Source organism: Enterobacteriaceae bacterium ESL0689, assembly GCA_029433525.1.
Lineage (GTDB): Bacteria > Pseudomonadota > Gammaproteobacteria > Enterobacterales > Enterobacteriaceae > JAQTIF01.
Genome location: JAQTIF010000001.1, coordinates 967,061 through 992,788 on the forward strand (window position 1 = coordinate 967,061; position 25,728 = coordinate 992,788).

General features: G+C 48.4%; 25 protein-coding genes, 3 tRNA genes and 1 pseudogene. 20 read left to right on the forward strand and 9 right to left on the reverse strand.

Annotated features, from left to right (window positions below; all coding sequences use genetic code 11):
- Nucleotides 1–43 precede the first annotated feature (43 nt).
- Nucleotides 44–940 carry an archaetidylserine decarboxylase gene (gene asd, locus PT300_04815; protein ID MDF7679971.1) on the reverse strand — a complete coding sequence of 299 codons (897 nt, stop codon included), beginning with the start codon at nucleotides 938–940 and terminating at the stop codon, nucleotides 44–46.
- A 97-nt stretch (nucleotides 941–1,037) separates the two neighbouring features.
- A complete protein-coding gene (rsgA, locus tag PT300_04820) occupies nucleotides 1,038–2,093 on the reverse strand; it encodes a small ribosomal subunit biogenesis GTPase RsgA (protein MDF7679972.1) in 1,056 nt (351 codons plus the stop codon).
- A 91-nt stretch (nucleotides 2,094–2,184) separates the two neighbouring features.
- On the opposite strand from rsgA, the gene orn reads away from it, so the two are divergent.
- From orn to PT300_04855, 7 genes are all read left to right on the forward strand, one after another.
- Nucleotides 2,185–2,730 carry an oligoribonuclease gene (gene orn / locus PT300_04825; GenBank protein ID MDF7679973.1) on the forward strand — a complete coding sequence of 182 codons (546 nt, stop codon included), beginning with the start codon at nucleotides 2,185–2,187 and terminating at the stop codon, nucleotides 2,728–2,730.
- Nucleotides 2,731–2,935: 205 nt separating this feature from the next.
- A tRNA-Gly gene (locus PT300_04830) sits at nucleotides 2,936–3,011 on the forward strand.
- A 24-nt stretch (nucleotides 3,012–3,035) separates the two neighbouring features.
- Nucleotides 3,036–3,111: transfer RNA gene (locus PT300_04835), tRNA-Gly, on the forward strand.
- Nucleotides 3,112–3,135: 24 nt separating this feature from the next.
- A tRNA-Gly gene (locus PT300_04840) sits at nucleotides 3,136–3,211 on the forward strand.
- A gap of 633 nt (nucleotides 3,212–3,844) precedes the next feature.
- On the forward strand, nucleotides 3,845–5,188 hold the full coding sequence (locus PT300_04845) for a DKNYY domain-containing protein (protein ID MDF7679974.1): 1,344 nt from the start codon (nucleotides 3,845–3,847) through the stop codon (nucleotides 5,186–5,188).
- Between the two features lie 94 nt (nucleotides 5,189–5,282).
- Nucleotides 5,283–5,741 (forward strand): hypothetical protein, encoded by a 459-nt coding sequence (locus tag PT300_04850; GenBank protein MDF7679975.1) that lies wholly within the window; start codon nucleotides 5,283–5,285, stop codon nucleotides 5,739–5,741.
- A 390-nt stretch (nucleotides 5,742–6,131) separates the two neighbouring features.
- Nucleotides 6,132–6,542, forward strand: coding sequence for a hypothetical protein (locus tag PT300_04855; protein ID MDF7679976.1), 411 nt, complete (start codon nucleotides 6,132–6,134; stop codon nucleotides 6,540–6,542).
- Nucleotides 6,543–6,559: 17 nt separating this feature from the next.
- Here PT300_04855 and PT300_04860 read toward each other — a convergent pair.
- The 4 genes and pseudogenes from PT300_04860 to queG all read right to left on the reverse strand — a co-directional run bounded on the left by PT300_04860 (nucleotide 6,560) and on the right by queG (nucleotide 9,061).
- A pseudogene (locus PT300_04860) lies at nucleotides 6,560–6,688 on the reverse strand (transposase).
- A gap of 145 nt (nucleotides 6,689–6,833) precedes the next feature.
- Nucleotides 6,834–7,160 carry a type II toxin-antitoxin system RelE/ParE family toxin gene (locus PT300_04865; GenBank protein MDF7679977.1) on the reverse strand — a complete coding sequence of 109 codons (327 nt, stop codon included), beginning with the start codon at nucleotides 7,158–7,160 and terminating at the stop codon, nucleotides 6,834–6,836.
- A gap of 5 nt (nucleotides 7,161–7,165) precedes the next feature.
- A complete protein-coding gene (locus PT300_04870; GenBank protein ID MDF7679978.1) occupies nucleotides 7,166–7,435 on the reverse strand; it encodes a type II toxin-antitoxin system Phd/YefM family antitoxin in 270 nt (89 codons plus the stop codon).
- A 486-nt stretch (nucleotides 7,436–7,921) separates the two neighbouring features.
- A complete protein-coding gene (gene queG / locus PT300_04875; GenBank protein MDF7679979.1) occupies nucleotides 7,922–9,061 on the reverse strand; it encodes a tRNA epoxyqueuosine(34) reductase QueG in 1,140 nt (379 codons plus the stop codon).
- A 308-nt stretch (nucleotides 9,062–9,369) separates the two neighbouring features.
- Between queG and tsaE the strand changes: the two genes are divergently transcribed.
- From tsaE to PT300_04920, 9 genes are all read left to right on the forward strand, one after another.
- Nucleotides 9,370–9,828: a tRNA (adenosine(37)-N6)-threonylcarbamoyltransferase complex ATPase subunit type 1 TsaE gene (gene tsaE / locus PT300_04880; GenBank protein ID MDF7679980.1), complete on the forward strand. Its 459-nt coding sequence runs from the start codon at nucleotides 9,370–9,372 to the stop codon at nucleotides 9,826–9,828.
- 11 nt (nucleotides 9,829–9,839) lie between these two features.
- On the forward strand, nucleotides 9,840–11,219 hold the full coding sequence (gene amiB, locus PT300_04885) for an N-acetylmuramoyl-L-alanine amidase AmiB (GenBank protein ID MDF7679981.1): 1,380 nt from the start codon (nucleotides 9,840–9,842) through the stop codon (nucleotides 11,217–11,219).
- 50 nt (nucleotides 11,220–11,269) lie between these two features.
- The gene (gene mutL, locus PT300_04890) at nucleotides 11,270–13,120 is read left to right on the forward strand and encodes a DNA mismatch repair endonuclease MutL (GenBank protein ID MDF7679982.1); all 1,851 of its coding nucleotides are present in this window, start codon (nucleotides 11,270–11,272) and stop codon (nucleotides 13,118–13,120) included.
- Nucleotides 13,113–14,063 carry a tRNA (adenosine(37)-N6)-dimethylallyltransferase MiaA gene (gene miaA / locus PT300_04895; GenBank protein MDF7679983.1) on the forward strand — a complete coding sequence of 317 codons (951 nt, stop codon included), beginning with the start codon at nucleotides 13,113–13,115 and terminating at the stop codon, nucleotides 14,061–14,063. The genes mutL and miaA overlap by 8 nt, the downstream gene beginning before the upstream one ends.
- An 80-nt stretch (nucleotides 14,064–14,143) precedes the next feature.
- Complete coding sequence (gene hfq / locus PT300_04900; GenBank protein MDF7679984.1) at nucleotides 14,144–14,461, forward strand: RNA chaperone Hfq; 318 nt, start codon at nucleotides 14,144–14,146, stop codon at nucleotides 14,459–14,461.
- A gap of 75 nt (nucleotides 14,462–14,536) precedes the next feature.
- A complete protein-coding gene (hflX, locus tag PT300_04905; protein ID MDF7679985.1) occupies nucleotides 14,537–15,817 on the forward strand; it encodes a GTPase HflX in 1,281 nt (426 codons plus the stop codon).
- 65 nt (nucleotides 15,818–15,882) lie between these two features.
- Nucleotides 15,883–17,139, forward strand: a complete 1,257-nt coding sequence (gene hflK, locus PT300_04910) for an FtsH protease activity modulator HflK (protein MDF7679986.1) — start codon at nucleotides 15,883–15,885, stop codon at nucleotides 17,137–17,139.
- Nucleotides 17,140–17,141: 2 nt separating this feature from the next.
- Entirely contained in the window at nucleotides 17,142–18,146 is a 1,005-nt protein-coding gene (gene hflC / locus PT300_04915) for a protease modulator HflC (GenBank protein ID MDF7679987.1), read from the forward strand.
- A 204-nt stretch (nucleotides 18,147–18,350) separates the two neighbouring features.
- Nucleotides 18,351–19,045 (forward strand): IS1 family transposase gene (locus tag PT300_04920; protein ID MDF7679988.1). Its coding sequence is split into 2 segments (ribosomal slippage): nucleotides 18,351–18,600 and nucleotides 18,600–19,045, totalling 696 coding nucleotides; the frame shifts between segments, so codons are not numbered across the junction.
- A 24-nt stretch (nucleotides 19,046–19,069) separates the two neighbouring features.
- Here PT300_04920 and PT300_04925 read toward each other — a convergent pair.
- Nucleotides 19,070–19,270, reverse strand: a complete 201-nt coding sequence (locus PT300_04925) for a hypothetical protein (protein MDF7679989.1) — start codon at nucleotides 19,268–19,270, stop codon at nucleotides 19,070–19,072.
- A 60-nt stretch (nucleotides 19,271–19,330) separates the two neighbouring features.
- The gene (locus PT300_04930) at nucleotides 19,331–19,900 is read right to left on the reverse strand and encodes a hypothetical protein (GenBank protein MDF7679990.1); all 570 of its coding nucleotides are present in this window, start codon (nucleotides 19,898–19,900) and stop codon (nucleotides 19,331–19,333) included.
- 277 nt (nucleotides 19,901–20,177) lie between these two features.
- Between PT300_04930 and PT300_04935 the strand changes: the two genes are divergently transcribed.
- From PT300_04935 to rlmB, 4 genes are all read left to right on the forward strand, one after another.
- Nucleotides 20,178–21,476: an adenylosuccinate synthase gene (locus PT300_04935; GenBank protein MDF7679991.1), complete on the forward strand. Its 1,299-nt coding sequence runs from the start codon at nucleotides 20,178–20,180 to the stop codon at nucleotides 21,474–21,476.
- Between the two features lie 212 nt (nucleotides 21,477–21,688).
- The gene (gene nsrR, locus PT300_04940; protein MDF7679992.1) at nucleotides 21,689–22,114 is read left to right on the forward strand and encodes a nitric oxide-sensing transcriptional repressor NsrR; all 426 of its coding nucleotides are present in this window, start codon (nucleotides 21,689–21,691) and stop codon (nucleotides 22,112–22,114) included.
- Nucleotides 22,115–22,151: 37 nt separating this feature from the next.
- Nucleotides 22,152–24,593, forward strand: a complete 2,442-nt coding sequence (gene rnr / locus PT300_04945; GenBank protein ID MDF7679993.1) for a ribonuclease R — start codon at nucleotides 22,152–22,154, stop codon at nucleotides 24,591–24,593.
- Between the two features lie 47 nt (nucleotides 24,594–24,640).
- Nucleotides 24,641–25,372 carry a 23S rRNA (guanosine(2251)-2'-O)-methyltransferase RlmB gene (gene rlmB, locus PT300_04950; protein MDF7679994.1) on the forward strand — a complete coding sequence of 244 codons (732 nt, stop codon included), beginning with the start codon at nucleotides 24,641–24,643 and terminating at the stop codon, nucleotides 25,370–25,372.
- A 77-nt stretch (nucleotides 25,373–25,449) separates the two neighbouring features.
- Here the strand turns inward: rlmB and PT300_04955 are convergent, their stop codons facing one another.
- A complete protein-coding gene (locus tag PT300_04955) occupies nucleotides 25,450–25,725 on the reverse strand; it encodes a DUF1471 domain-containing protein (protein MDF7679995.1) in 276 nt (91 codons plus the stop codon).
- Between the last annotated feature and the right edge of the window lie 3 nt (nucleotides 25,726–25,728).

Here is a 25,728-nt window from a genome sequence, read left to right on the forward strand (position 1 = left end):
CGCTACCCTTACCGCGCTGGTAAGGGTAGCGGCAGGCAGGCGGTTAGCTGGCCTCAGCGGATGGGCTGCTCGCGGTTCCGGTGATGATCGCGAGTGGCTGACCCACTCGGGTGACAGGGTGGGTTTTCAGTTCATCCACCAGCCGGATTTTTCCAGGGGCAAAGAGGTTGATAACGGTTGAGCCGAGTTTAAACATCCCCATTTCCTGGCCTTTCAGGAGAGCGATAGCGTCTTTGTCACTCCCATCCGGCCAGCTCCAGCGCTTGATAATCCCTTCACGCGGCGGTGTTACCGTCCCTGACCAGACGGTCGAAATACTGCCGACAATCGTTGCGCCGACTAAAATTTGCACCATAGGGCCAAATTCGGTATCAAAGCGACAGATAACGCGCTCATTACGGGCAAAAAGATTGGCAATGTTTTGTGCAGTCAGCGGACTGACCGAAAACAGATCACCCGGCACGTAGATCATCTCGCGCAGGATACCGTTGCAGGGCATATGGACACGATGATAGTCACGTGGTGACAGGTAGGTGGTGACGAAGCTGCCGTTACGGAACAGATCCGCCATCTGATAGTTGCCGGCCAGCAGAGCTTCCAGCGTATAATTATGGCCTTTGGCCTGCAAAATTTTGTCGTTTTCAATCGCGCCTGACTGACTGATAACACCATCAGCTGGCATCACTAATACGTTGGGATCGGTATCGATTGGACGGGCATTTTCGCGCAACGGGCGGGTGAAGAAATCATTAAAAGTACGATAGCTGGCGGTATCCGGCTTTTGTGCCTCTGCCATATCGACTTTGTAGTATTTTACAAACAAGTCGATAACTAATTTTGTCAACCAGCCTGCACGCTTATTGGCCCCCCAGCCCGCCAGACGAGTAAGCCATAATGCTGGCAGAATATGTTGCAGTGAAATTTTAAGATCGTTTAACAAAGTAGCCTCCAGGCCGTTATTGATCGACTCGGGCTCCCGTCACAGCGCGGGAACGAAATAAAGAGGGAGACGATTTTAACGGTGCTCAGCATAAATGTCAGTTATCGGATGGTAAAAAGCTTTTTCGTGTTTTTACCTGCGCCATGCTTTCCAGAATACGATGATAATTTTCGAAGCGGCTCTCCGCGATATCGCCGTTTTCTACGGCTTCGCGTAGTGCACAGCCGGGATCGCTGCCGTGTTTACAGTCGCGGTAGCGGCACTGACCCGTATAATCATCAAATTCGACAAAACCTTGTGTGATTTGTTCCGCATTCAGATGCCACAGGCCAAATTCCCGCACGCCAGGCGAGTCAATCACATCGCCACCATGGGGAAAATGGTAAAGACGCGCCGCTGTGGTGGTATGCTGCCCCAGCCCGGAGTTATCTGAAACCTGATTGGTCAGGATCTGATCTTCCTGTAAGCCAAGCAGCACATTAAGCAGACTGGATTTCCCCACCCCTGATTGCCCGGCAAAGATACTGATTCGTCCGGTCAGCGCTTGCTCAAGTGACGAAAGCGTGTCCGCAATACGGCTGGAGACCATTAAGACCCGATAACCAATGTTACGGTAAATCGCCATTTGCTGGCTCACGAAAGTAAGATCTTCCTCATCCAGCAGATCGACTTTATTGCACACGATCAAGGGTTCAATATGCAAGGTTTCGCAGGCGACCAGATAACGATCAATCATGTTAAGTGACAGCTCAGGCACGATGGCGGAGACAATCACAATCTGGTTAATATTGGCGGCGATCGGTTTCACGCCATCGTAAAAGTCTGGGCGGGTGAGCTCGGAGCTTCGTGGGTGTACCGCTTCAACAATGCCTTTGACATCAACACCATCATCGATCTCTTTACCAGCACGCCAGACAACACGATCACCCGTCACCAGCGAGGAGATGGTCCGCCGGATATGGCAGCGATGAATGCGACCATCCGGGGATTCGATATCGGCATGCATCCCAAAACGACTGATAACAACGCCTTCCCCCGCTTCAGCAAACAGGTTGTCATCGTCATCAGTTTGCTGCGCAGGGGTTTTCAGACGGCGCTGATGGTTCGCTTTGACGCGGCGCTGCTGGCCTTTGGAGAGTTTATTTTTACGCAACAGAACATGCTCCTGGTCGCCCTTAACAGGCAAAAGTTCTATGATACACGCTATTTTAAATCAATATAGTCATGCAAGAGGGGGAAATAGCATGAGTGTAGATGAAAACAATCTGATATGGATCGATCTGGAAATGACGGGCCTCGATCCGCAGCACGATCGGATTATTGAAATAGCGACGCTGGTCACCGATGCCCAATTGAATATTCTGGCAGAAGGGCCGGTTATTGCGGTTCATCAGTCTGAGGCTCAGCTTGCATTGATGGATGAATGGAATGTGCGTACCCATACTCGTAGTGGACTGGTGAAGCGTGTGCAGGCCAGCACCCAGGATGAGCGCCAGGCAGAGCTGGCGACGCTGGCTTTTTTGCGACAGTGGGCGCCAGCAGGGAAATCGCCGATCTGCGGTAACAGCATTGGTCAGGATCGCCGCTTCCTGTATAAATATATGCCTGAACTGGAAGCCTATTTCCATTATCGCTATCTGGATGTCAGTACCTTAAAAGAGCTGGCTCGTCGCTGGAAACCGGAAATTCTCAGCGGCTTTAAAAAGCAGGGCACGCATCAGGCGCTGGATGATATTCGTGAATCGGTCGCTGAACTGGCTTACTATCGTGAATGTTTTATCAAACTGTAATTGTCACTCCGGGATAAAATCAGTGGCTATGTTGTCATGTTATCGCTGGTGATAAAGTAGCCACTCGGATCGAAAATATAAAAAAGTGTCCCCAGAGGGGGTTGCAGGAGACCTGAATTCTCGTATAATGCGCCTCCCGTGGCACAGCAGAAATGCCGGACACGGCGCCGTAATATCAGGCGAATAGAGCGTTAAAAAGAAGTATGCGGGAATAGCTCAGTTGGTAGAGCACGACCTTGCCAAGGTCGGGGTCGCGAGTTCGAGTCTCGTTTCCCGCTCCATAACGTAAAAAGCACCACTCCCGGGCGGGAATAGCTCAGTTGGTAGAGCACGACCTTGCCAAGGTCGGGGTCGCGAGTTCGAGTCTCGTTTCCCGCTCCATAATGTAAAAAGTACCACTCCCGAGCGGGAATAGCTCAGTTGGTAGAGCACGACCTTGCCAAGGTCGGGGTCGCGAGTTCGAGTCTCGTTTCCCGCTCCAGTATAACATCCAGCACAGTCCCGTCCGTTAAAGTCTGCAACGCTTCGATTTTGCAAGTGATTTCACGATTTTACTTTCCAGAATAATCCAGAGTCCTCCAGGAGAATTTAGTTCAAAAATGGAATGAGTTTTTTGACTAAAGCGCTGTCTGGAATAGTAGGGTGTGTCCCTTAGAGCCTATCCCATTAGGCTATTTTACTGGCCATTTTGTCCCTGGGCAGTGCTCGAAATCCTCACGTACTCCGTGTACGCTGCGGTTTCTCCGCGCTGTCCGTGTCCAAACTGGCTGCGCCAATAACGCCTAATGGGATAGGCTCTTAACCTATTTGAAGGTCAGGATTGAAAGTAAAAATTATCTCTAAAAAGGCAATATTGGCTGATAAACGCACTTTCTGTAGCGGTTTTTCACCCGTTTAATAGTGCTGTGTTGTACAAAAAAAAGTTACGTGACACACCCTGGTGAGTTAAATATATGTATTATTAATATATTTACTTTGTAATTAAAAATAATTAGAGCTCACATTGACATTTTGCTAATTGACACTTTGTTTAATCTATGTTTTATTTTAAGCAGAAAACACTGTTTCGTCTAAATAAGTAAATATTTTTATATGTAAAAAAGGAGTGCTGTGTATGTCTGAACCCTGGGGATGTATTATTAATGCAAAAATAACCGCCACAGCATTAGATAAATATTTACGCAGTAAACAAAAAAATACTGACGTTGAAAAATACTTATTATCTGGTCAATCGCAGGAGTGCGATAATTTCCACACACCAAAAAGTATTAACACATTAAAAAGTGTCGCCTATTTTTATGCCAGTTTACTGTATGATTTAAAAAATAGTGATCCCGGTAGTGATGTTGTTCTTTTCAATTATGATGCAGAAAAACAACGCGTATTTATTGCTGTTGTATTTGATCAGGAAATTTTTCCCAGTTATGAAAAAATAATGCTATCTATGCTGTCTCAGCTTGCTAGTTATAAAGATATTGAGAGTAATGATACTGCTTTATTTATCAGTCCGTGGACGGGGGATTTTTACTCTGCTTATCATTTAAATAAAAATACTTTGCATAAAGTTGATGAGTTTGAAGTTTCTCAAACGATTATTGATGAGCATATTGCTCTGTTTTTTAGTTTTATGGATGAAGATTTTTTTCCACCTGTAAATAAGGCATTAAGAAAAAAAGATTACTATTACAAGCCCATAAAGAATGCCTTGAATCGTTATAGTAAAGAGCAGGAAGAAATTATTCTCCCGTATAAAATTAGCCAGGCTACTCAAGATAATCCTTTGCCATTGTTAGGATATTTTTATACGTTCAATAATAAAGTCTACGAAAGGAGAGGCGATGATTATATTGAACTAGCAGGTGCAGATCCTGTCACATTAAGAGAAGTCTGCATGATGTCAGATCTGTTTGCTGATAAAAATTATGTTTATTTAGGTTGTTATGGAGGGGACTATCAACGCATTGAAGGAATTGATGGCGCGACATTTACTAAATGTGGAGCAGGCGAACCAATTTATTGGAAAGATAAAAACTATGTTTATCTTGATCATATTTCCGATGTTACCAAAGATAAAAAATTAATTAGACTCGATAATGTTGATGTCAAATCTTTCAGAGCTACTAATGGGTATGGTTTTGCTAAAGACAAAAATCATGTCTACTTACTGGGTAAAATTTTACCTCTTGATGTAAAATCAGCACGATTAACAGGATATGGTTTCGTCTTCGATGATAATCTTGTTTACTATCGCTCACATCCGGTAGCATTAGACGGTAAAACCTTTAAAGTATTGCGTTATAAGGGATTATTTAATGGACCGTTCATTGTATCGGATAAAAATGGGCTTTATCATTATGATACGGATTACGATAGAAATACACTTAAAAAATTACAAGATTTATCACCCGATGATTTAGCTAAAATAGCACAGTTTAAAATGTATGAAACCGATTTCTAACGTGTGAAAAAGATGGTTTACATGCCTGATATCGAAACTACTTTTGCTTAAAAGAATCATTATTGTTGTTGTGCTGTAACAGGATCTTTAAAGAATGATGTTTTACAAAGCATGTGAAGTCAACCTGATAGACGATCTATCATACTGTACAGATAGTTCTGGTTTACCCATTACAGGTATCGTTTTATTTGATGAATCATACGAAAGAATTGCTGAGGTCAACTATGTGAATGGTAAAAGACATGGGCTAACAAAGGTAAAGGCCTTAGATGATAGTTGGTCAATGGAGAATAATTATGCTAATGGCATTGAACATGGAGAGCGCTGCTATTATAAAAATGCCAGCTTGTGTATAGTGAGCCACTTCAAAGATGGGGTTAAAGACGGTGATGAGACAGGCTATTATCCCAATGGAAATGTTTACTGTAAGTGTTCATTCAATAATGATCAACTTGATGGCTCTGAGATTTATTATTATGAGTCTGGTATTCTCGCGGGTGAGTGTGTTTATAGTAATGGTATGGCAATTAGCGAACATAAATATTATCACTGAAATGGAAAACTCCGAAAAGTTTCCCCAATAAAAGATGGGGTTATTCAGGGTTTTTATCCTAATGGCAATATTTATCAAGAAATTCCTATTGTTGATAATAAACGTCATGGAGAAGCACGCTGGTATGCCGAGAATGGTATCTTAATCGCCACTCAAGATTATCAACAGGGCATCGAGCAAGGTAATGGCAAACGTTATACACCACAAGGAAATGTCGAGTTTGAAATACCCTACGACAAATCAAGCAGACTATTTTATAAAATATTTGATCATTGCATCATGCTTTATCAAATTTAAGCCTTAACTGACGAACTATGGGGGCCACCACTGATTAGTTTTATTTCGTTACCCGATCAATCGAATCAGCAATCACGGTTGGAAGGATATTTGATGGCCGCCCCCGACTATTTTCAATATAGTCTATCTGAGATTATGTTTGCCCCGCATATAAATTTGAGTGTCTGGATAACAAAAAGCAGCCTGACTGTGCAATTTGACAATGAATTACCTCAATCATTACGATGTAAATTTTATAATCGCCCAACTGCTCAGTACCTACGTTGTTTTCCAGATAAAGTATACCAGAAGAATGATATCCTTCCCAGCAACGATCTAGAGGCATTAGGCCTTTATGTTTTTGTTAATGAGTATGATGAAATTGGCGGTATTGATTATTTCTTTGAAGATAAAAAAGAGGTTACTATCCAAGTTGGCAGAAAGGGAAACATAAAATTCGATCTTTCCGCGCCAGACAAATGCAAAGAGTTCTATATTAATGATCTAGAGCCCCTTTACTGTTAATGATAAATCATTGGTCACATGTATCGGCACGAATGATTCTGTGTGACCGTTTCATGTAATGACAGCCACAATCGTTCTATTGGATTCAGCTACGTTGAATATACTGGCAGGAACAGCACCCTGAATTTTTTATTCCCGGCCAGCCAGCGCTGCTCTCGTCCGAGTGCTGGATAATGGTGATTTTCTCCTGGGGCGTTTTACGTTTACGGACTTCTTGCCCTGACAGGATCCCAGTTATCTCAAAATTGGCGTTAGTGTTAGACATATATTTAAGCCCATGATTAACGATGATTATCCTAAGAGTCTGCGACTTAGTAAGGTTTGCATATCTCGTCTACCATCTGCAATGATGAAGATAACAACTTGTTTGCCTATTGCTCGATAGATAACGCGATAAGGTTTAAAGAAGATTTGTCGATATTCCTGAATACCTAAACTTTGTAGCTCTTTCGGTATACTACCTTTCATGGGGAAGTTGGTCAGTGTATCAGTTACCTTTAGCAATTCATCCAGTACATAGTCAGCATTATAACTGCTGTCATGGTCAGTGATATAGTTGTAGATCTCCTCCAGGTCTGCTTCGGCATCTTTGGTCATTACTACTTTGTATGATGCCATTCTGCTTATTTCCTTTTGCTTTTTAGACGTTGTACAACACTTTTCATATCACTGACTTTGCCAGCTTCAACTTGTTGTTGACCTAATGTCAGTATTTTAAGTAACGCTAAGGTTTCCTGTGTTTTTTCATAGGATGCAATGTCTTGAATAACTGCTTTTGCTTCGCCATTTTGGGTAATAATCATTGGCGAGCCTGATTCTGTTAGTTTAGCCATCACTTCGGCAGCATTAGCCTTTAAATAGCTAATAGGTTTTATCTGTTCTGAGTAGCGCATATTTTACCTCGATTGATAAGACTAAATTCAGTCTAAAAAAAGTCTACTGATAGTATAGAGAGGCCATGGTTAAAATACAATCAGAGGATTTTTTCAAGTATAATAACAAAATAGTGTATGAGCCTGGCCGGTAAGTTCTAACTGCCTGTTCCGTTAGACTATGTGACTCGCCATTGACGGATGAGTCATAATCCAGGTTGTCAGGTTCTCGTCTGCCGCGCTGTCATTGATTCAGTTTATCCACAGCGGATGGCGGCTTTATTGCTGTGCTGGCATCGCCAGCAGAGAAAACTGTAAACAGACTTATCCACAGGTTAAGCCCGGCATAGGGCAGAGTAGCGTATTTTATCATATCAACGACTTGTTTTTATCTTGTTGAAAATAATTGAATAAAATTCAATTAAAATTGTTAACTCTATCTCTTGACGAATGTCTGCTTGTTGAAACACAAAATGTTTTTGTTTTTATCCACATCCTGTGAATAACTCAGGCGCTTTCAGGCAATCCTTTTTCAATCGTTCGTATCAACCGTTGTGTTCTGGCTGGCTGAACCTCAATGGTGCTGGCATGACGCTTTTGGATTTGTTGTGCTATCGCCCAGTTAATATGTTCATCAAGCAGTGGGTGTTCACCGAGGCGGCTCTCCAGGGCGGCAAGATGAGCGGTATTCCAGCTGGCATTGCCGAGGGCGACAGCAATATTACGTCGCCATCGCAGGTAACCTATCCGGCGAATCGCTGACCCTTCCGTCATTTTCAGAAAATAGGCTTCACTCCAGGCGAAGAGTTCGACCAGCGTGGCGGCGTGGAGTGCCTGGCGGGGGGAGAAGTCCGGTTCATTGCTTAACTGTGAGAAGCGGTTCCACGGGCAAATCAGCTGACAGTCGTCACAACCATAAATACGGTTGCCGATAAGGGAACGCAATGCTTCCGGGATCGCCCCTTCCAGTTCGATAGTCAGATAAGAGATGCAGCGACGGGCATCGACAACATAAGGTTCGACAATCGCCTGGGTAGGGCAGATGGTCATACAGGCGACACAACGTCCACAACTTGCTGCTTGCGGCTGATCGACCGGCAGGGGAATATTCACCAGCAGCTCACCGAGAAAAAAGAAGGAGCCAGCATGACGGTTGAGAATAAGTGAGTGCTTACCTGTCCAGCCAAGTCCTGCTTTTTCAGCCAGAGGACGTTCCAGTATTGGGGCAGAATCAACAAACGGTCTGAAATTGAGCTGCGAACAGTGTTGCTGGATTCGCTCTCCCAGTTTTTTCAAACGATGGCGTAATAGCTTATGATAGTCGCGTCCAAGCGCATAACGGCTGATATAACCGCAGGAAGGATCTTTCAGTGTGCGCGCGAAAGCGGCGTTGGCTGGAAGATAGTTCATTCTTACGCTAATAATACGTAATGCACCGGGATGGAACTCATGAGGCCGGGCACGCAGCATACCGTAACGCGCCATCCATGCCATGTCACCGTGGTATTGCTGGTCCAGCCAGCGCTGGAGTTCGGCTTCGCTGGCACTGAGATCGGTATCGCTGATACCGACCTGCTGAAACCCCAGTTCCTGGCCCCATTGCCTGATTTTTTGTGCGAGCGTAGTGAGATCAGAAGATGGCAGCATGATGAACGTTAACGATGACGGGAAACCTCGCGACTATACCACATTTGCTCTGTGCAGTATTGCTCGTCATTGTCGGGCCTATGTGAGTATGTGCTTACCAATAAAGGTGGCGCTGATTGTTATTTCTGCATCGAATCGGGCGTGACACCAGGATAGTAGCGTGAGCGGAGAAAACGGTAGGCAGAGGATGATTGTTACAGACAATGCGGATTAATAGATTGCCTGTTATGATTGCAGTCGAATGCGGGAGAGGGATCTCTTTTCCCTGTTCAGGCCCATTGTTAACACGGACATGATAAACAATAAACATGATTAGCCACATAATTAACTTATCCGATGAACAAGCAACGTTAGATTTTGCTGCCCGTATCGCACGCGCTTGCTCCGGCATGGCTGTCATCTATTTGTATGGTGACTTAGGAGCAGGTAAAACCACTTTCAGCCGTGGCTTTTTACAGGCCCTTGGTTATCGTGGTAATGTCAAAAGCCCCACTTATACGCTGGTGGAACCTTATACGCTTACCCGTCGGATGGTATACCACTTTGATCTTTATCGTCTGGCCGATCCCGAGGAGCTTGAATTTATGGGCATCCGTGACTATTTCGCCAATGATGCGATCTGTCTGGTGGAGTGGCCGCAGCGGGGAGCTGGCGTCTTACCGCAACCGGATATCGAAATCCATCTTACTTATCAGACCACTGGACGTGAGGCGAGCGTAACCGCGTTTTCGCCATTAGGCGCCTTTTTATTAACATGCCTGGACTGAAGGACGGTGGAATGAAGCATCGCATTATCAGTGGGTTGGTCGCACTATTTATGCTGTTTAGCTTCCCGGCGGTCGCGGCGCAGTTATCCGATATCCGGGTGACGAATAGCAACAGGCAAGCATATATCATGCTGATTTTTGATGGTGATCCTGTCTATTCAGTCAGTTTACAACGTGGCCGTCTGGTGGTGCTGGATATCAGGCAGAATGGTTCGCTTCAGGGATTGCCATTGCTATTTAGTGGTAAAAATCTGGTGAAGAGCATTCGTGCCGGTGTGGCCCAGGAGCCTCAGTCGCTTCGTCTGTTAGTTGATTTGACGGCCGGGAGTACGCTACAGGCAGCAAAACAGCGTAATGGAAACAATAATATCGTGGTGTTGACGATTAAGGCCGATGATTTATTCTCTTCGCCATCGCCATCGCCATCGCCATCGCCATCGCCATCGCCATCGCCATCGCCATCGCCATCGCCATCGCCATCGCCATCGCCATCGCCATCGCCATCGCTGGCACCTTCTTCGCGACTGATGACGAAGGAAATCGAAAAACCGGCGTTACCAGCTCCGTCGGCGCAAACTTTGCTGCCTTCTCCACGGAATCAACCCACCGCGATGCTGAAGCCCAACGCCAATCCGCAGATAGCACCGCCGGAAAACCGTACTGTGACGGAAAATAAGAAAATTATTATTGCTATTGATGCCGGGCACGGTGGCCAGGATTCGGGCGCTGTCGGGCCAAATGGCATACTGGAGAAGAATATTACCCTCGCTATCGCCCGTAAATTACGTGATCTGCTCAATGCCGATCCGTTATTTAAACCAGTGTTAACCCGTGATGGTAACTATTTTGTTTCGGTCATGGGGCGTTCAGATGTCGCACGTAAGCAGCATGCTAATTTTATGGTTTCAATTCATGCCGATGCGGTACCTGAACGCTATGTTACCGGTGCGTCAGTATGGGTACTCTCCAATAACCGAGCGCGCAGTGAGATGGCGGACTGGCTCGAACAACATGAGAAACAGTCTGAGTTGCTGGGAGGCGCAGGGGATGCGCTGGCCAATAGCCAAACCGATCCCTATCTCAGTCAGGCTGTGCTGGATTTACAGTTCGGTCATGCCCAGCGAGTCGGTTACGATGTAGCGATCGATGTATTGAGCCAGTTGCGGCAGGTCGGTTCGCTACGCCGAAGCCAGCCACAACATGCCAGCCTTGGGGTATTGCGTTCGCCTGATATTCCCTCCATTCTGGTGGAAGTGGGTTTTGTCAGTAATGCCCGTGAAGCACGTCAGTTAAACGGCGATAATCATCAGCAGCAGATCGCTGAGGCAATTTATAACGGTTTGCGTCACTATTTTATACAACATCCTTTACAATCAGCACCGCATGGTTAATCAATATCTGTGATGCGCGGATAAGAGACGATCAAATTAAGGAGTCAGACATGCCGATTCAGGTACTACCGCCACAGCTTGCTAATCAGATTGCCGCAGGTGAGGTGGTGGAGCGTCCGGCGTCGGTAGTGAAAGAACTGGTTGAAAATAGCCTTGATGCCGGGGCAACGCGGATCGATATTGATATCGAACGTGGAGGCAGCAAACTGATTCGCATTCGTGACAATGGCTGTGGTATTAAAAAAGAGGAGCTGGCACTGGCGCTGGCGCGTCATGCCACCAGTAAAATTGCTTCACTTGACGATCTGGAAGCGATTATCAGTCTGGGTTTTCGCGGAGAAGCACTGGCGAGTATCAGTTCGGTGGCCAGACTGACGCTGACCTCGCGAACAGCAGAGCAGCAGGAGGCCTGGCAGGCGTATGCAGAAGGACGTGATCAGGCGGTGACGGTTAAACCAGCGGCACACCCACCAGGCACTACCCTGGAAGTGCTCGATCTGTTTTACAATACGCCAGCACGGCGTAAATTCATGCGTACCGACAAAACAGAGTTCGCTCATATTGATGAGGTTGTGCGGCGGATTGCGCTGGCGCGTTTTGATGTTGCCATTAATCTCAGTCATAACGGAAAAATGGTGCGTCAGTATCGCGCTGTATCAGCAGAGGGTGCCTGTGAGAAACGGCTGGCGGCGATTTGTGGTATCGCATTCATCGACCATGCACTGGCCATTACATGGCAGCATAGTGATCTGGCACTCAATGGCTGGGTGGTTGATCCGTTACACACCACGCCAGCGCTGGCGGAAATACAATATTGCTATGTTAATGGACGCATGATGCGCGATCGCTTAATTCATCACGCGATCCGTCAGGCGTGTGCCGGTCATAACGGTGCTGATCGACAACCGGCATTTGTGCTTTTCCTCAAGGTCGATCCGCATCAGGTTGATGTCAATGTTCATCCGGCGAAGCATGAAGTTCGCTTTCATCAGTCACGTCTGGTGCATGATTTTATCTATCAGGGGGTGCTAAGCGTTTTTCAGCAGCATAATACACCGTTACAGGAGAAGGACGTCGCTGCAACCGCGTTATCGATCCCGGAAAATCGCCCGGCGGCGGGCAGCAATCAGTTTTCCCCCTCAAAACGCACGGATACATCGATCGCCTCGTTTGATCATCATGATAAGTCGCCGTCGGATTCTGCCCGTGCTCCTCTCTGGCCGCAGGCACAACCGGGTTATCAAAAACAGCAAGGAGCACTGTATCGCCAGCTGCTGACAACGCCGGAAAGTCGCACGTCATCCGCCCCGCTGAAGGCAGTGGAGGAAAAGCAGGCTAATTACCATCCCGGTTTTGGTCGTGTGCTGACGATCGTTGACAACGATTACGCCCTGCTGGAATGTGATGGCCAGCTGGCACTGCTGGCGTTATCGGTGGCTGAACAGCAGCGATGTCTGGCGCAGTTGACGCCAGAGACGGAGCCCGTTTGTGCTCAGCCATTGCTGATTCCACTACGCTTAAAAGTGTCTGCGAAGGAGCGTGATGCGCTCAGCAAAGCGCAAACGTCCTTAGTCGCACTGGGAATTGATATTCAGCCTGAAGCACAATATCTGGCGGTTCGCGGTGTACCTTTACCTTTAAGACAGCAAAACTTACAAATCTTTATTCCTGAACTGTTAGGCTACCTGAGTCAGCAAGAGGTGTTTGATGTCGATAATATCGCGCAATGGATAGCGCGCCATCTGACGGTTGAACATGTGCAGTGGAGTGTCGCACAGGCGATTACGGTTCTGGCTGACATAGAGCGTTTGCGTCCGTGGCTGGTCAAGGCACCACCGGCAAACCTGTTACAACCTGTTACCCTCCATCCGGCAATAGATGCGCTAAAAAAAGATGAGTGATAGCACCCGGACGAGCCTGCCGAAGGCAATATTTTTAATGGGGCCAACCGCCTCAGGTAAGACCGCATTAGCGATTGCGTTGCATAAAGTTTTACCGGTCGAGTTGATCAGTGTCGATTCAGCACTGATTTATCGCGGAATGGATATTGGTACTGCCAAGCCCGATGCCACAGAGTTAACGATGGCACCACATCGGTTGCTGGATATTCGTGATCCGGCGCAGGCGTATTCCGCCGCTGATTTTCGTCGTGATGCCCTGGCAGAAATGGCCGATATCGCCGCAGCTGGGCGTATTCCGTTGCTGGTGGGGGGAACCATGTTGTATTTCAAAGCGTTGCTGGAAGGATTATCCCCTTTACCTTCTGCCGATCCACAGGTCAGGGCAATCATTGAACAACAGGCGGCAGAGCGGGGATGGCACGTATTGCATCAGCAACTTCAGGCGATAGATCCGGTTGCAGCGGCGCGTATTCATCCAAATGATCCTCAGAGACTTTCCAGAGCACTGGAAGTTTTTTTTATTTCGGGTAAAACTTTAACAGAGCTGACACAAACGTCAGGAGATGCTCTGCCGTACCAGGTGCACCAGTTCGCTATTACTCCGGCGAGCCGTGAATTGCTCCATCAACGCATCGAACAGCGTTTTCATCAGATGTTAGCTTCGGGTTTTGAAGCAGAAGTACGGGCGCTTTTTGCCCGGGGAGATTTGCATACGGATATGCCTTCCATTCGTTGTGTCGGATATCGTCAGATGTGGTCATATCTTGCTGACGAGATCTCATACGATGAAATGGTTTATCGCGGTGTTTGCGCCACGAGACAGTTAGCGAAGCGTCAGATGACCTGGTTACGTGGCTGGCAAGGTATTCACTGGTTGAATAGTGAGCAACCTGAGCAGGCACGGAACAAAATATTACAGGTCGTTGGCGTGAGCCAGGATTGAACGTGTACAATCAAACGGTATCGTGCGTAATTTTTAATGTTCTGAGTACAACATAAGCATACATATAAGGAAAAGAGAGAATGGCTAAGGGGCAATCTTTACAAGATCCGTTCCTGAACGCTTTGCGTCGGGAACGTGTTCCGGTTTCTATTTATTTGGTGAATGGTATTAAGCTGCAAGGACAAATTGAGTCTTTTGATCAATTCGTGATTTTATTGAAAAACACTGTCAGTCAGATGGTCTACAAACACGCAATCTCGACGGTTGTTCCTGCTCGTCCGGTGTCGCATCATAGTAATAATGCCGCGACGGGTACAGCAACGAATAATAGTTACCACAACAGCGGTAATGCGCAGGAAACTTCCGCATTATCGCAAGATAGCGAAGACGGCGAATAAGGCAGGTGCTGTTCTTTTATACCGGGGAACCAGGTTTTCTGCGTTCCCCGCTGATGTTTTATAAGGGGTTGATGCTTGTTTGACCGTTATGATTCCGGTGAGCAGGCGGTACTGGTACACATCTATTTTTCGCAAGACAAAGATACGGAGGATCTTCAGGAGTTTACCTCTCTGGTTTCCTCTGCTGGTGTCGAAGCAATACAGGTGATTACTGGTAGCCGTAAAGCACCGCAGCCAAAATATTTTGTCGGTGAAGGGAAGGCGGTTGAAATTGCAGAAGCTGTCAAGGCGACGCAGGCATCGGTCGTTTTGTTCGACCATGCGCTGACTCCGGTTCAGGAGCGTAATCTGGAGCGTTTATGCGAATGTCGGGTGATTGATCGCACCGGGCTGATTTTAGATATTTTTGCCCAGCGTGCGCGTACTCACGAAGGGAAATTACAGGTCGAACTGGCACAGTTGCGTCATCTGTCGACCCGTCTGGTACGTGGCTGGACGCACCTTGAAAGGCAGAAAGGCGGCATTGGTTTACGTGGGCCTGGTGAAACGCAGCTGGAGACTGACCGTCGATTGCTGCGTAACCGTATTATGCAGATCCTGTCGCGGCTGGAGAAGGTAGAAAAACAGCGTGAGCAGGGGCGGCAGTCACGTGCTAAAGCTGATGTGCCAACCGTGTCTCTGGTGGGGTATACCAATGCCGGAAAGTCCACCTTGTTTAATCAGATAACGGACGCTGAGGTCTACGCCGCAGATCAATTATTCGCTACTCTCGACCCGACATTGCGCCGTATTGATGTGATGGATGTGGGGGAGACGATCCTCGCGGATACAGTTGGCTTTATTCGCCATTTACCCCACGATCTGGTGGCGGCATTTAAAGCCACTTTGCAGGAGACACGTCAGGCGACATTGCTACTGCATGTCATTGATGCTGCGGATGTTCGTCGGCAGGATAACATTGATGCGGTCAATACGGTTCTGGCAGAAATTGAGGCGGATGCGATCCCGGTGTTACAGGTGATGAATAAAATCGACATGCTGGATGATTTTGTTCCGCGTATCGATCGGGATGAAGAGAATAAACCGATTCGGGTATGGCTTTCTGCACAGACCGGCGCGGGAATAGCACTCCTTTTTCAGGCGTTGACCGAACGGCTTTCCGGTGAAGTGGTGCAATACCGGCTATGTTTACCACCTCAGGAAGGGCGTCTGAGAAGTCGCTTCTATCAGCTTCAGGCAATAGAAAAAGAGTGGCAGGAAGATGACGGTAGCATAGGATTGCAAGTGCGTATGCCGATAGTCGACTGGCGTCGTCTCTGTAAACACGAACCCGTATTAGTTGATTATCTGATTTAACTTCACAGTTTTCCTGCAGATATTAACCCGTATGGGGATAGCAAAAACAATTATGGAGTATATACATGGCGTGGAATCAGCCCGGAAATAACGGACAAGACCGCGACCCGTGGGGGAGCAGCAAACCTGGCGGCAACCCTGAGGGAAATGGTAATAAAGGAAGTCGGGAGCAGGGGCCTCCTGATCTGGACGACATTTTCCGTAATTTAAGTAAAAAACTCAGTGGGCTGAGTGGTGGTAAAAAAGGATCGGGTCATAGTGGCAATGGTAAAGGTACGCAAGGCGTGAATGAACGTATCGTCAGTATCGCTATCGCTGCGGCAGTTCTTATCTGGGCAGCCAGTGGTTTTTATACCATCAAGGAAGCGGAGCGCGGTGTTGTGACCCGCTTTGGAAAATTCAGCCATCTGGTGGATCCGGGCCTTAACTGGAAGCCTTCCTTTATCGATAGTGTTCAGGCCGTTAATGTCGAGTCAGTGCGTGAACAGGCCGCGTCAGGTGTCATGCTGACATCTAATGAAAACGTGGTCCGTGTGGAGATGAATGTCCAGTATCGCGTGACCGATCCTGAACAGTATCTGTTTAATGTCACGAATCCTGACGATAGCCTGAGACAGGCGACGGATAGCGCCCTGCGAGGCGTGATCGGCAAATACACGATGGATCGTATCTTAACGGAAGGTCGTACCGTCATTCGTAATGATACTCAGCGTGAGCTGGAAGAGACGATCCGTCCTTACAACATGGGGGTGACTATACTGGATGTTAACTTCCAGGACGCACGTCCGCCGGAAGAGGTGAAACCCGCATTCGATGATGTGATTACCGCCCGTGAGAACGAACAGCAGTATATTCGTGAAGCAGAAGCTTATGTCAACGAAGTACAACCGCGCGCGAATGGCCAGGCTCAGCGGATTCTCGAAGAGGCGCGTGCCTATAAAATCCAGACGATGCTGGGGGCAGAAGGTGAAGTTGCGCGTTTTGCCCGTATTTTACCGGAATATAAAGCCGCACCAGAAATTACCCGTGAACGTCTGTATATCGAAACGATGGAGAAAGTATTGGGTCATACCCGTAAAGTGCTGGTGAGTGACAACAAGGGTGGCAACCTGATGGTATTACCGCTGGAGCAAATGCTGAAAGGCAACACTTCGCTTCCTGCGACAAAGGACACTCATAGTGATAATCGCGATGAACTGCACCTGCCATCGGCAACCGGTGCCAGCCAGACCAGTGATACACCGGCCACGACGAACGGTAATATCATGGATCAACGCCGGGCAAACGCCCAGCGTAATGACTATCAGCGCCAGGGGGAATAACAATGCGTAAATCTGTTATCGCGATAATTGTCATCGTGTTGCTGGCGCTATATATGTCGGTTTTTGTGGTCAGGGAAGGTGAGCGCGGCATGATATTGCGTTTTAGTAAAGTGCTGCGCGATAGCGACAATAAACCTCTGGTGTATGCGCCGGGATTACATTTTAAGATCCCACTGATAGAATCAGTCAAAATGCTGGATGCGCGTATTCAGACGATGGATAATCAGGCAGATCGCTTTTTTACCAAAGAGAAAAAAGATCTGATTGTTGATTCTTATATCAAATGGCGGATCAGTGACTTTAGTCGTTACTATCTGGCCACCGGTGGTGGTGATATTTCCCAGGCTGAAGTGTTGCTTAAACGTAAATTTTCTGATCGTCTGCGTTCAGAAATTGGCCGTCTGGATGTGAAAGATATCGTTACAGATTCCCGGGGTCGTCTGACGCTGGAAGTGCGTAAAGCACTTAACTCCGGCTCTGCAGGTACGGAAGATGAAGTCAGTACGCCAGCGGCCGATGATGCTATTACTAAAGCGGCAGAGCGTGTCTCGGCGGAGACGAATGGCAAAGTATCACCGATCAATTCAAACAGTATGGCCGCGTTAGGTATTGAAGTGGTTGATGTCCGTATCAAGCAGATCAATCTGCCGACGGAAGTGTCAAAAGCCATTTTTAATCATATGCGTGCGGAGCGTGAGGCTGTTGCTCGTCGCCATCGTTCACAGGGTCAGGAGGAAGCCGAGAAGCTGCGTGCGGCGGCGGACTATGAAGTGGCGAAAACACTGGCTGAAGCGGAACGTGAGGGACGGATTATCCGGGGTGAAGGTGATGCCTATGCCGCGAAGCTCTTTGCGGATACCTTTAGCCAGGATCCGGGATTCTATACCTTTATTCGTAGCCTGCGAGCTTATGAAAATAGCTTCCAGAATAATCAGGATGTGATGGTTCTCAGTCCGGATAGTGATTTCTTCCGCTATATGAAGACGCCAGCGACGACCGCCCACTGATTGTCTTTTCTTATTAAGGCAAAACCACCGCTGATCGGGCGGTGGTTTTTTTATGGTGCGCCATGACCGGTTGTTATTAATGGCTAAAATTTTTATATTCGTCTGTTGCCTGCATTTATTTTCGCGGCTGGTGGTGCAGGTATCGGTCATGTATTCAACGTGTTTATCATGTTGTATAATCACTCTTTTTAACAGGTGCGCCAGATGGCTAAAATTGATGTAACATGCCCGTTTTGTCAACAAACTGAACCCGTTAAAAAGCATGGTCTGGGTAAAGCTGGATTTCAGCGCTATCGCTGTCAGTCATGCTGCCGTACTTTCCAGGTCGATTACGCTTACCGTGCCTGCCTGCCCGGCATGAAAGAACAAATTGTTGACCTTGCCATGAATAATGCCGGTATCCGCGATACCGCAAGGACTCTGCATATCAGCATTAATGCCGTTGTCCGCACTTTAAAAAACTCGCCCCACGATGTGTAACCACGTTTCCGCTGGATAATCAGCAAATCCAGCTTATCTGTGAAGTGGATGAGTTGTGGTCTTTTGTCGGCAGTAAAAAGCAGCAACGCTGGCTGTGGTATGCATGGGAGCCTCGCCTCAAACGAATTATTGCTCATACTTTTGGACGCAGAAGCAAAAAGACACTGCGCAGGTTACTGAAATTATTGTCAGGTTTTCATGTCGCCTTCTGGTGTACCGATAACTTCAGTGCTTATGATCTGCTGCCGGATGAAAAACATATCAGGGGTAAGCTTTATACACAGCGGATTGAACGGGAAAACCTGAATTTGCGTAACCGATTAAAGCGACTGAATCGTAAGACCCTGGGGTACTCAAAATCTTTTGAAACGCATGACAGGATCATTGGTACTTTTATTGAGCGCGAATATTATGTTTGAGACGAAATAAACACATTGAATACATCACCCGCCAGCCGATGCGCCAGCACCACCACTGGCTATTCCAGCAGCGGTGCCAGCAGTAAATTTTACATATTTTTTAAAAGCCACCCGTCCGCATTCACTTTCGCGACCAGTAGTGCAGGTATGAATGACATCATTAGTAGTGCCCGCAAAAGAAAACGCCATGCCAATATATCCCCCGGCTTTTAAAAACCGGGCCACTTTCGTCGCTGCGCCGAGATAGTGTTGATAGCCAGGAATACCACCGATACCGGCCCTTGACTACTGATGGACAATCGAACGACTGGAGAGATCCAGCGCCTGGCGCGAGAGTGATTTCAGCAGTGGTTTATTGACCATCGTTTTCAGCTCCTCAGGCAGCCGGCGACGCTCAGCAAAAAACCGTTCGTTGTTAAGCGTCCCCTGGGCGCGGTACTGCGTCTGATAAGCGGTCTCAATTTTGCCGAGGGTACTCTTAATCGCGCTGAAATAGCGTTCTCCAGCATCGCCAGTGGTGGAGAAAATTTTGTCACCGGCGGCGGTGAGGGCGGCGATAGTGCCATAGTGGCGATGCAGAAAACCCGCCTCATCCGGGGTGAAACCGATAAAGCGCTGGTTGATCTGGCGTTTCGTCTGCTGCAGGCACTGTAACAGCGACGGGGTAAGAGGGGTGTTGGGGTCAGTAACAATCATCACCTGACCGGGTATCAGCCACGGCGTGTCGGCGTTATGGTGCATAAACAGGCGTGCGGCGGGTGAGTTGGCATCACGAAACAACATGCTGGCCTGGAAATGGAGCTGACCTGCCTGCTGAACAATACAGAAACCGGGGACGAGATTACGTGGCATCATGCTTCCCTTCTGTTTGTGGTGCTGATCGGTTAAGCGGCAGGTGCGCCGCCGTCGCTGTTTTTAGCTTCTCATAAGTGGAATGTGGCAGGCAACAAGCACAATCTGTTGTAAAGTGTGAAAAAACGCGATTTATAGCGCTATTTTAGTGATTTTATTGCTTTTTTCTCTCAGATCAGGCTATGCCGATCTCTGTTTACGCCGCTTAGCGCAATAAAGTGCTGTAACTCTGAAAAAGCGATGCTAGAATCCATTTTTAAGCAAACGGTGATTTTCAAAAATGGGCAACAACGTCGTCGTACTGGGCACCCAATGGGGTGACGAAGGTAAAGGGAAGATCGTCGATCTCCTGACTGAACGCGCTAAATATGCTGTGCGCTACCAGGGTGGGCACAATGCAGGCCATACCCTTGTTATTAACGGTAAAAAAACCGTTCTCCATCTTATTCCCTCAGGTATTCTGCGCGAAAACGTCACCAGTGTTATTGCCAATGGCGTTGTGCTGTCGCCGTCGGCGTTAATGAAAGAGATGAAAGAGCTGGAAGAGCAGGGCGTCCCGGTGCGTGAGCGCCTGCTGTTATCCGAGTCCTGCCCGCTTATTCTCGATTATCATGTTGCCCTCGACGCGGCACGTGAAAAAGCACGCGGTGCCAAAGCGATTGGTACCACCGGACGTGGCATTGGCCCGGCTTATGAAGATAAAGCGGCTCGTCGTGGTTTGCGTGTGGGTGATCTGTTTGATAAAGCCACTTTCGCTGACAAACTGAAAGAGGTGATGGAGTATCACAATTTCCAGCTGGTGAATTTCTATCAGGCAGAAGCGGTTGATTATCAGCAAGTGCTGGATAGCGTGATGGCGATTGCCGATATTCTGACGTCGATGGTTGTCGATGTGGCTGATTTGCTTGATCAAGCGCGCCAGCGTGGTGATCGGGTGATGTTCGAAGGCGCTCAGGGGACGTTGCTGGATATCGATCATGGCACCTATCCGTATGTCACTTCCTCGAATACCACCGCCGGTGGCGTGGCGACGGGGTCCGGTCTTGGCCCACGTTATGTCGATTATGTGCTGGGGATCATCAAAGCCTACTCGACACGGGTGGGTGCCGGGCCTTTCCCGACCGAATTATTCGATCAAACCGGTGAGTTTCTGTGTCAGAAGGGCAATGAATATGGTGCCACTACCGGCCGCCGCCGTCGCACTGGCTGGCTGGATATCGTGGCTATCCGCCGGGCGGTACAAATTAACTCCTTGTCGAGTTTCTGTCTGACCAAGCTCGATGTGTTGGACGGTCTGCCGGAAGTGAAGATTTGTGTGGCCTATCGTATGCCCGATGGTCGTGAAGTGACCACAACTCCGCTGGCCGCAGACGACTGGCAGGGAATTGAGCCGATTTATGAAACCCTGCCTGGCTGGTCTGAGTCTACTTTCGGCGTAAAAGAGCGTAGTGGCTTGCCACAGGCCGCTATCAACTATATCGCACGGATTGAAGCGTTAACCGGGGTTCCGGTGGATATTATTTCTACCGGACCCGATCGTACTGAAACGATAATTTTACGCGATCCGTTCGATGCTTAATCTTTATTTCTCGGGCGCTATCAGGCGCCCTTTGTTTTGCTGCCAGCTTGCCTGATTTTCAATACATTAACGACCTGTGTGCGGATATGATTTATCATCCATTATGATAATGTCCGCCACTGCGATCATGCAGATTGCTTCAGGGTGGTAAGTGAGCATCGATAACGGGTATATCAATGCGATCTGGTTTTCTTTAATATCCCGAGGTGCCTGTGCAGTTAACGAGTTTTACCGATTACGGATTGCGTGCATTGATCTATATGGCCACCTTACCCGATGGAAAAATGACCAGTATTTCTGAAGTGACGGCAGTTTACGGCGTTTCTCGTCATCATATGGTAAAAATAATTAATCAGTTAAGCCATGCCGGTTACGTGATAACGGTAAGAGGAAAAAATGGCGGCATCCGTCTGGCGAAACCCGCCAGCATGATTCGCCTCGGCGATGTCGTGCGCAAGCTGGAACCGCTATCATTAGTGAATTGCAGCAGTGATTTTTGTCATATTACGCCTGCCTGCCGTTTAAAAACGGTGCTCGCGGCTGCCGTACAGAATTTTCTCAGCGAATTAGATAATTGTACGCTGGCAGATTTGGTTGAAGAGAATCAACCGCTTTATAAATTATTATTAATGGAGTGATCTTAACTTCATTAACGATGACAACGGAGAAACCGATATGTCACAAGATCCTTTCCACGATCGCGAAGCAGAAAAATATGCGTTTCCCATTCCTGGGCGCGAATTTATCCTGGCGCATTTAGCGAAACGAGAAAAACCTGCCAGCCGGGAAGAACTGGCGGCAGAACTGCATATTGAAGGGGAAGAGCAGCTGGAAGGGCTGCGCCGCCGTCTGCGGGCGATGGAGCGTGACGGACAACTGGTTTTCACGCGTCGCCAGTGTTATGCGCTGCCGGAGCGGCTGGATTTACTGAAAGGTACCGTGATTGGTCATCGTGACGGTTATGGTTTTCTGCGCGTCGAAGGCAGTAAAGATGATTTTTATCTCTCCTCTGAGCAGATGAAAAACTGTATGCATGGTGATCAGGTTCTGGCGCAATCCCCCGCGCCTGATCGCAAAGGACGTCGTGAGGCGCGTATTGTTCGTGTTCTGGTACCGAAAACCAGCCAGATTGTGGGGCGCTACTTCACCGATGCGGGGGTTGGTTTTGTCGTCCCCGATGATAACCGTTTAAGCTTTGATATCCTCATTCCGCCGGAAGCGACCCTCGGCGCGCGCATGGGATTTGTGGTGGTGGTGGAACTGATCCAGCGTCCAACCCGTCGCGCGAAAGCGGTCGGTAAAATCGTCGAAGTGCTGGGCGATGATATGGGGACCGGTATGGCGGTTGATATGGCGTTACGCACCCATGAGATCCCTTATATCTGGCCGGAGGCCGTAGAACGGCAAATCGCTGGGTTACAGGAGCAGGTACCAGAAGAAGCGAAAGTCGGGCGTGTCGATCTGCGTGATTTACCGCTGGTCACTATTGATGGTGAAGATGCGCGCGACTTTGATGATGCTGTCTATTGTCAGAAAAAACGGGGCGGGGGCTGGCGGTTATGGGTAGCGATTGCCGATGTCAGCGCCTATGTGCGTCCGGGTACGCCACTGGATGCTGAAGCCTGTCGTCGTGGAACATCGGTTTATTTTCCGTCACAGGTGATACCGATGCTGCCGGAAATACTCTCCAATGGTTTGTGCTCACTGAATCCCGACGTTGATCGCCTGTGCCTGGTGTGTGAGATGACGGTATCTGCGAAGGGACGGCTGACCGGATATAAATTCTATCAAGCGGTCATGCGTTCACACGCGCGTCTGACTTATAACAAAGTGTGGCATATCTTACAGGGCGATCAGCAACTGCGGGAAGAGTATGCGCCGCTGGTGACACCGCTTGAAGAGTTACATCGCCTTTATCAGGTGCTGGACAGTGCCCGTGACCTGCGTGGCGGGATCTCGTTTGAAAGCGAAGAGGCAAAATTTATTTTCAATGCCGAACGACGCATTGAGCGGATTGAGCAGATGCAGCGCAATGATGCGCATAAAATCATCGAAGAATGCATGATTCTGGCCAATATCGCCAGCGCGCGTTTTGTCGAAAAAGCGCAGCAACCGGCGCTGTTTCGTGTTCATGATAAACCGAGTACAGAAGCCATTATGACCTTCCGTTCTGTTCTGGCTGAACTGGGGCTGGCACTGCCGGGGGGAAACGACCCGGAACCACGGGATTATGCCGCGTTACTGTCATCGGTGGCGGAACGTCCGGATGCGGAAATGTTGCAGACGATGCTGCTACGCTCGATGAAGCAGGCGGTGTATGATCCGGAAAATCGTGGTCACTTTGGTCTGGCCTTACCCTCCTACGCACACTATACCTCACCGATCCGCCGTTATCCGGATCTGCTATTACACCGCACGATTAAGTTTTTGCTGGCCAAAGAGCAGGGACTCGAGGGTAACAGTACCGTCACCGGCGGCTGGCACTATAGCATGGAGGAGATGCTGCAGTTAGGCACACACTGTTCGATGACGGAACGTCGTGCCGATGAAGCCACCCGCGAAGTAAGTGACTGGCTGAAATGTGACTTTATGCAGGATCAGGTCGGTAATATCTTTTCCGGCGTGATATGCAGTGTGACCGGATTTGGTTTCTTTGTCCGCCTTAACGATCTGTTTATCGACGGGCTGGTACATGTATCCTCGCTGGATAACGACTATTATCGTTTCGATGCCGCCGGGCAGCGTCTGATTGGTGAGTCAGGGGGTCATACCTATCGCCTTGGTGATCGGGTACAGGTTCGTGTCGAAGCCGTCAATATGGATGAGCGCAAAATTGATTTTTCGCTGATCGCCAGTGAACGTGGCCCACGGAATCGGGGTAAGACGGCACGCGAAAAAGGGCGCGTGGCGGGCAATAGCGGTAAATCTTCTGGCCGTCGTCGGGCAGAAAAAAAGACCCATGTTGCGTCTGATAGCGCGTCACGCACTAATAAAAATTCAACCAAAGCGACAAAAGAGAAGAAAACGAAGCGTGCCAGAAGGCCATCAGAAAAGACGCAGAAAATCGCAGCAGCAGTGAAGGCCAAACGAGCAGCGAAAAAAAAGGCGGCTCAGTAAGCAGGTATCCTTTAATACAGCAATATTAATCAGTAACGAGTCTATCAATGAGTGAAATGATTTACGGTATCCATGCGGTACAGGCATTGCTTGAACGCGCACCTGAGCGCTTTAAGCAGATTTATATACTGAAAGACCGTGAGGATAAGCGCTTATTGCCGCTGATCCATTCCCTTGAAAAACAGGGCGTGGTGATCCATGTTGCTAACCGTCAGTTTCTGGATCAGAAAAGTGAAGGTGCGGTACACCAGGGGATTATCGCCGATGTGAAACCGGGGCGTCAGTACCAGGAGAACGATCTTGCGGATCTGCTGGCGCTGCATGAGCGACCATTTTTGCTGATCCTTGATGGTGTCACCGATCCGCATAATCTCGGAGCCTGCCTGCGTAGTGCTGATGCCGCGGGAGTACATGCGGTGATTGTTCCCCGTGACCGTTCAGCCCCGCTTAACGCGACAGCGAAAAAGGTAGCCTGTGGCGCGGCAGAGAGCATTCCGCTGATTCGGGTCACCAATCTTGCGCGGACTTTGCGTTTTCTGCAGGGGGAAAATATCTGGATTGTCGGCACCGCAGGTGAGGCCGATCATACCCTGTATCAGAGCAATATGACGGGCGCACTGGCACTGGTGATGGGAGCGGAAGGCGAGGGTATGCGTCGTCTGACGCGAGAGCACTGCGATGAGCTGATTTCTATTCCGATGGCCGGTTGTGTCTCTTCGTTGAATGTCTCTGTCGCCACCGGTGTTTGTTTGTATGAGGCGGTGCGCCAACGTGGTTAATGAAGGGCGGATAGTGGCTCAGTCAGTGATCAATTTGTAACACCCGTGACCTGACATCCTCATCAGAGACGAGGATGTCAGGCGTAGAGTATCGCTTGTACCCACCAGTTATCGGGCTGCAGATTCTCACGCATCCGGATGATGCGATACCACGAGGCACCTTGCTCACCAGCTTTCATCGCGATCGCATGTTCAGCATCTTGCTGACTGCCAGTAATATTATTGATGAAAAGAAAGCCTATTTCATTCAATCCGGTCACGCAATCGGCGTAAGCACATTCTGCCGGTTTGGCGTAAGCCGCTACCGTCGCCGCGCTCAGTCGCTGGTACGATAAAGTCAGATATCGTTTCATAAT

Excerpts from the sequence above, each read along its gene's own strand:
- orn (MDF7679973.1), top strand. The coding sequence starts at position 2,185 with ATGAGTGTAGATGAAAACAATCTGATATGGATCGATCTGGAAATGACG.
- PT300_04845 (MDF7679974.1), top strand. The coding sequence starts at position 3,845 with ATGTCTGAACCCTGGGGATGTATTATTAATGCAAAAATAACCGCCACA.
- PT300_04850 (MDF7679975.1), top strand. The coding sequence starts at position 5,283 with ATGATGTTTTACAAAGCATGTGAAGTCAACCTGATAGACGATCTATCA.
- PT300_04855 (MDF7679976.1), top strand. The coding sequence starts at position 6,132 with ATGGCCGCCCCCGACTATTTTCAATATAGTCTATCTGAGATTATGTTT.
- PT300_04865 (MDF7679977.1), bottom strand. The coding sequence starts at position 7,160 with ATGGCATCATACAAAGTAGTAATGACCAAAGATGCCGAAGCAGACCTG.
- PT300_04870 (MDF7679978.1), bottom strand. The coding sequence starts at position 7,435 with ATGCGCTACTCAGAACAGATAAAACCTATTAGCTATTTAAAGGCTAAT.
- queG (MDF7679979.1), bottom strand. The coding sequence starts at position 9,061 with ATGCTGCCATCTTCTGATCTCACTACGCTCGCACAAAAAATCAGGCAA.
- tsaE (MDF7679980.1), top strand. The coding sequence starts at position 9,370 with ATGATTAGCCACATAATTAACTTATCCGATGAACAAGCAACGTTAGAT.
- amiB (MDF7679981.1), top strand. The coding sequence starts at position 9,840 with ATGAAGCATCGCATTATCAGTGGGTTGGTCGCACTATTTATGCTGTTT.
- mutL (MDF7679982.1), top strand. The coding sequence starts at position 11,270 with ATGCCGATTCAGGTACTACCGCCACAGCTTGCTAATCAGATTGCCGCA.
- miaA (MDF7679983.1), top strand. The coding sequence starts at position 13,113 with ATGAGTGATAGCACCCGGACGAGCCTGCCGAAGGCAATATTTTTAATG.
- hfq (MDF7679984.1), top strand. The coding sequence starts at position 14,144 with ATGGCTAAGGGGCAATCTTTACAAGATCCGTTCCTGAACGCTTTGCGT.
- hflK (MDF7679986.1), top strand. The coding sequence starts at position 15,883 with ATGGCGTGGAATCAGCCCGGAAATAACGGACAAGACCGCGACCCGTGG.
- hflC (MDF7679987.1), top strand. The coding sequence starts at position 17,142 with ATGCGTAAATCTGTTATCGCGATAATTGTCATCGTGTTGCTGGCGCTA.
- PT300_04930 (MDF7679990.1), bottom strand. The coding sequence starts at position 19,900 with ATGATGCCACGTAATCTCGTCCCCGGTTTCTGTATTGTTCAGCAGGCA.
- PT300_04935 (MDF7679991.1), top strand. The coding sequence starts at position 20,178 with ATGGGCAACAACGTCGTCGTACTGGGCACCCAATGGGGTGACGAAGGT.
- rnr (MDF7679993.1), top strand. The coding sequence starts at position 22,152 with ATGTCACAAGATCCTTTCCACGATCGCGAAGCAGAAAAATATGCGTTT.
- rlmB (MDF7679994.1), top strand. The coding sequence starts at position 24,641 with ATGAGTGAAATGATTTACGGTATCCATGCGGTACAGGCATTGCTTGAA.
- PT300_04955 (MDF7679995.1), bottom strand. The coding sequence starts at position 25,725 with ATGAAACGATATCTGACTTTATCGTACCAGCGACTGAGCGCGGCGACG.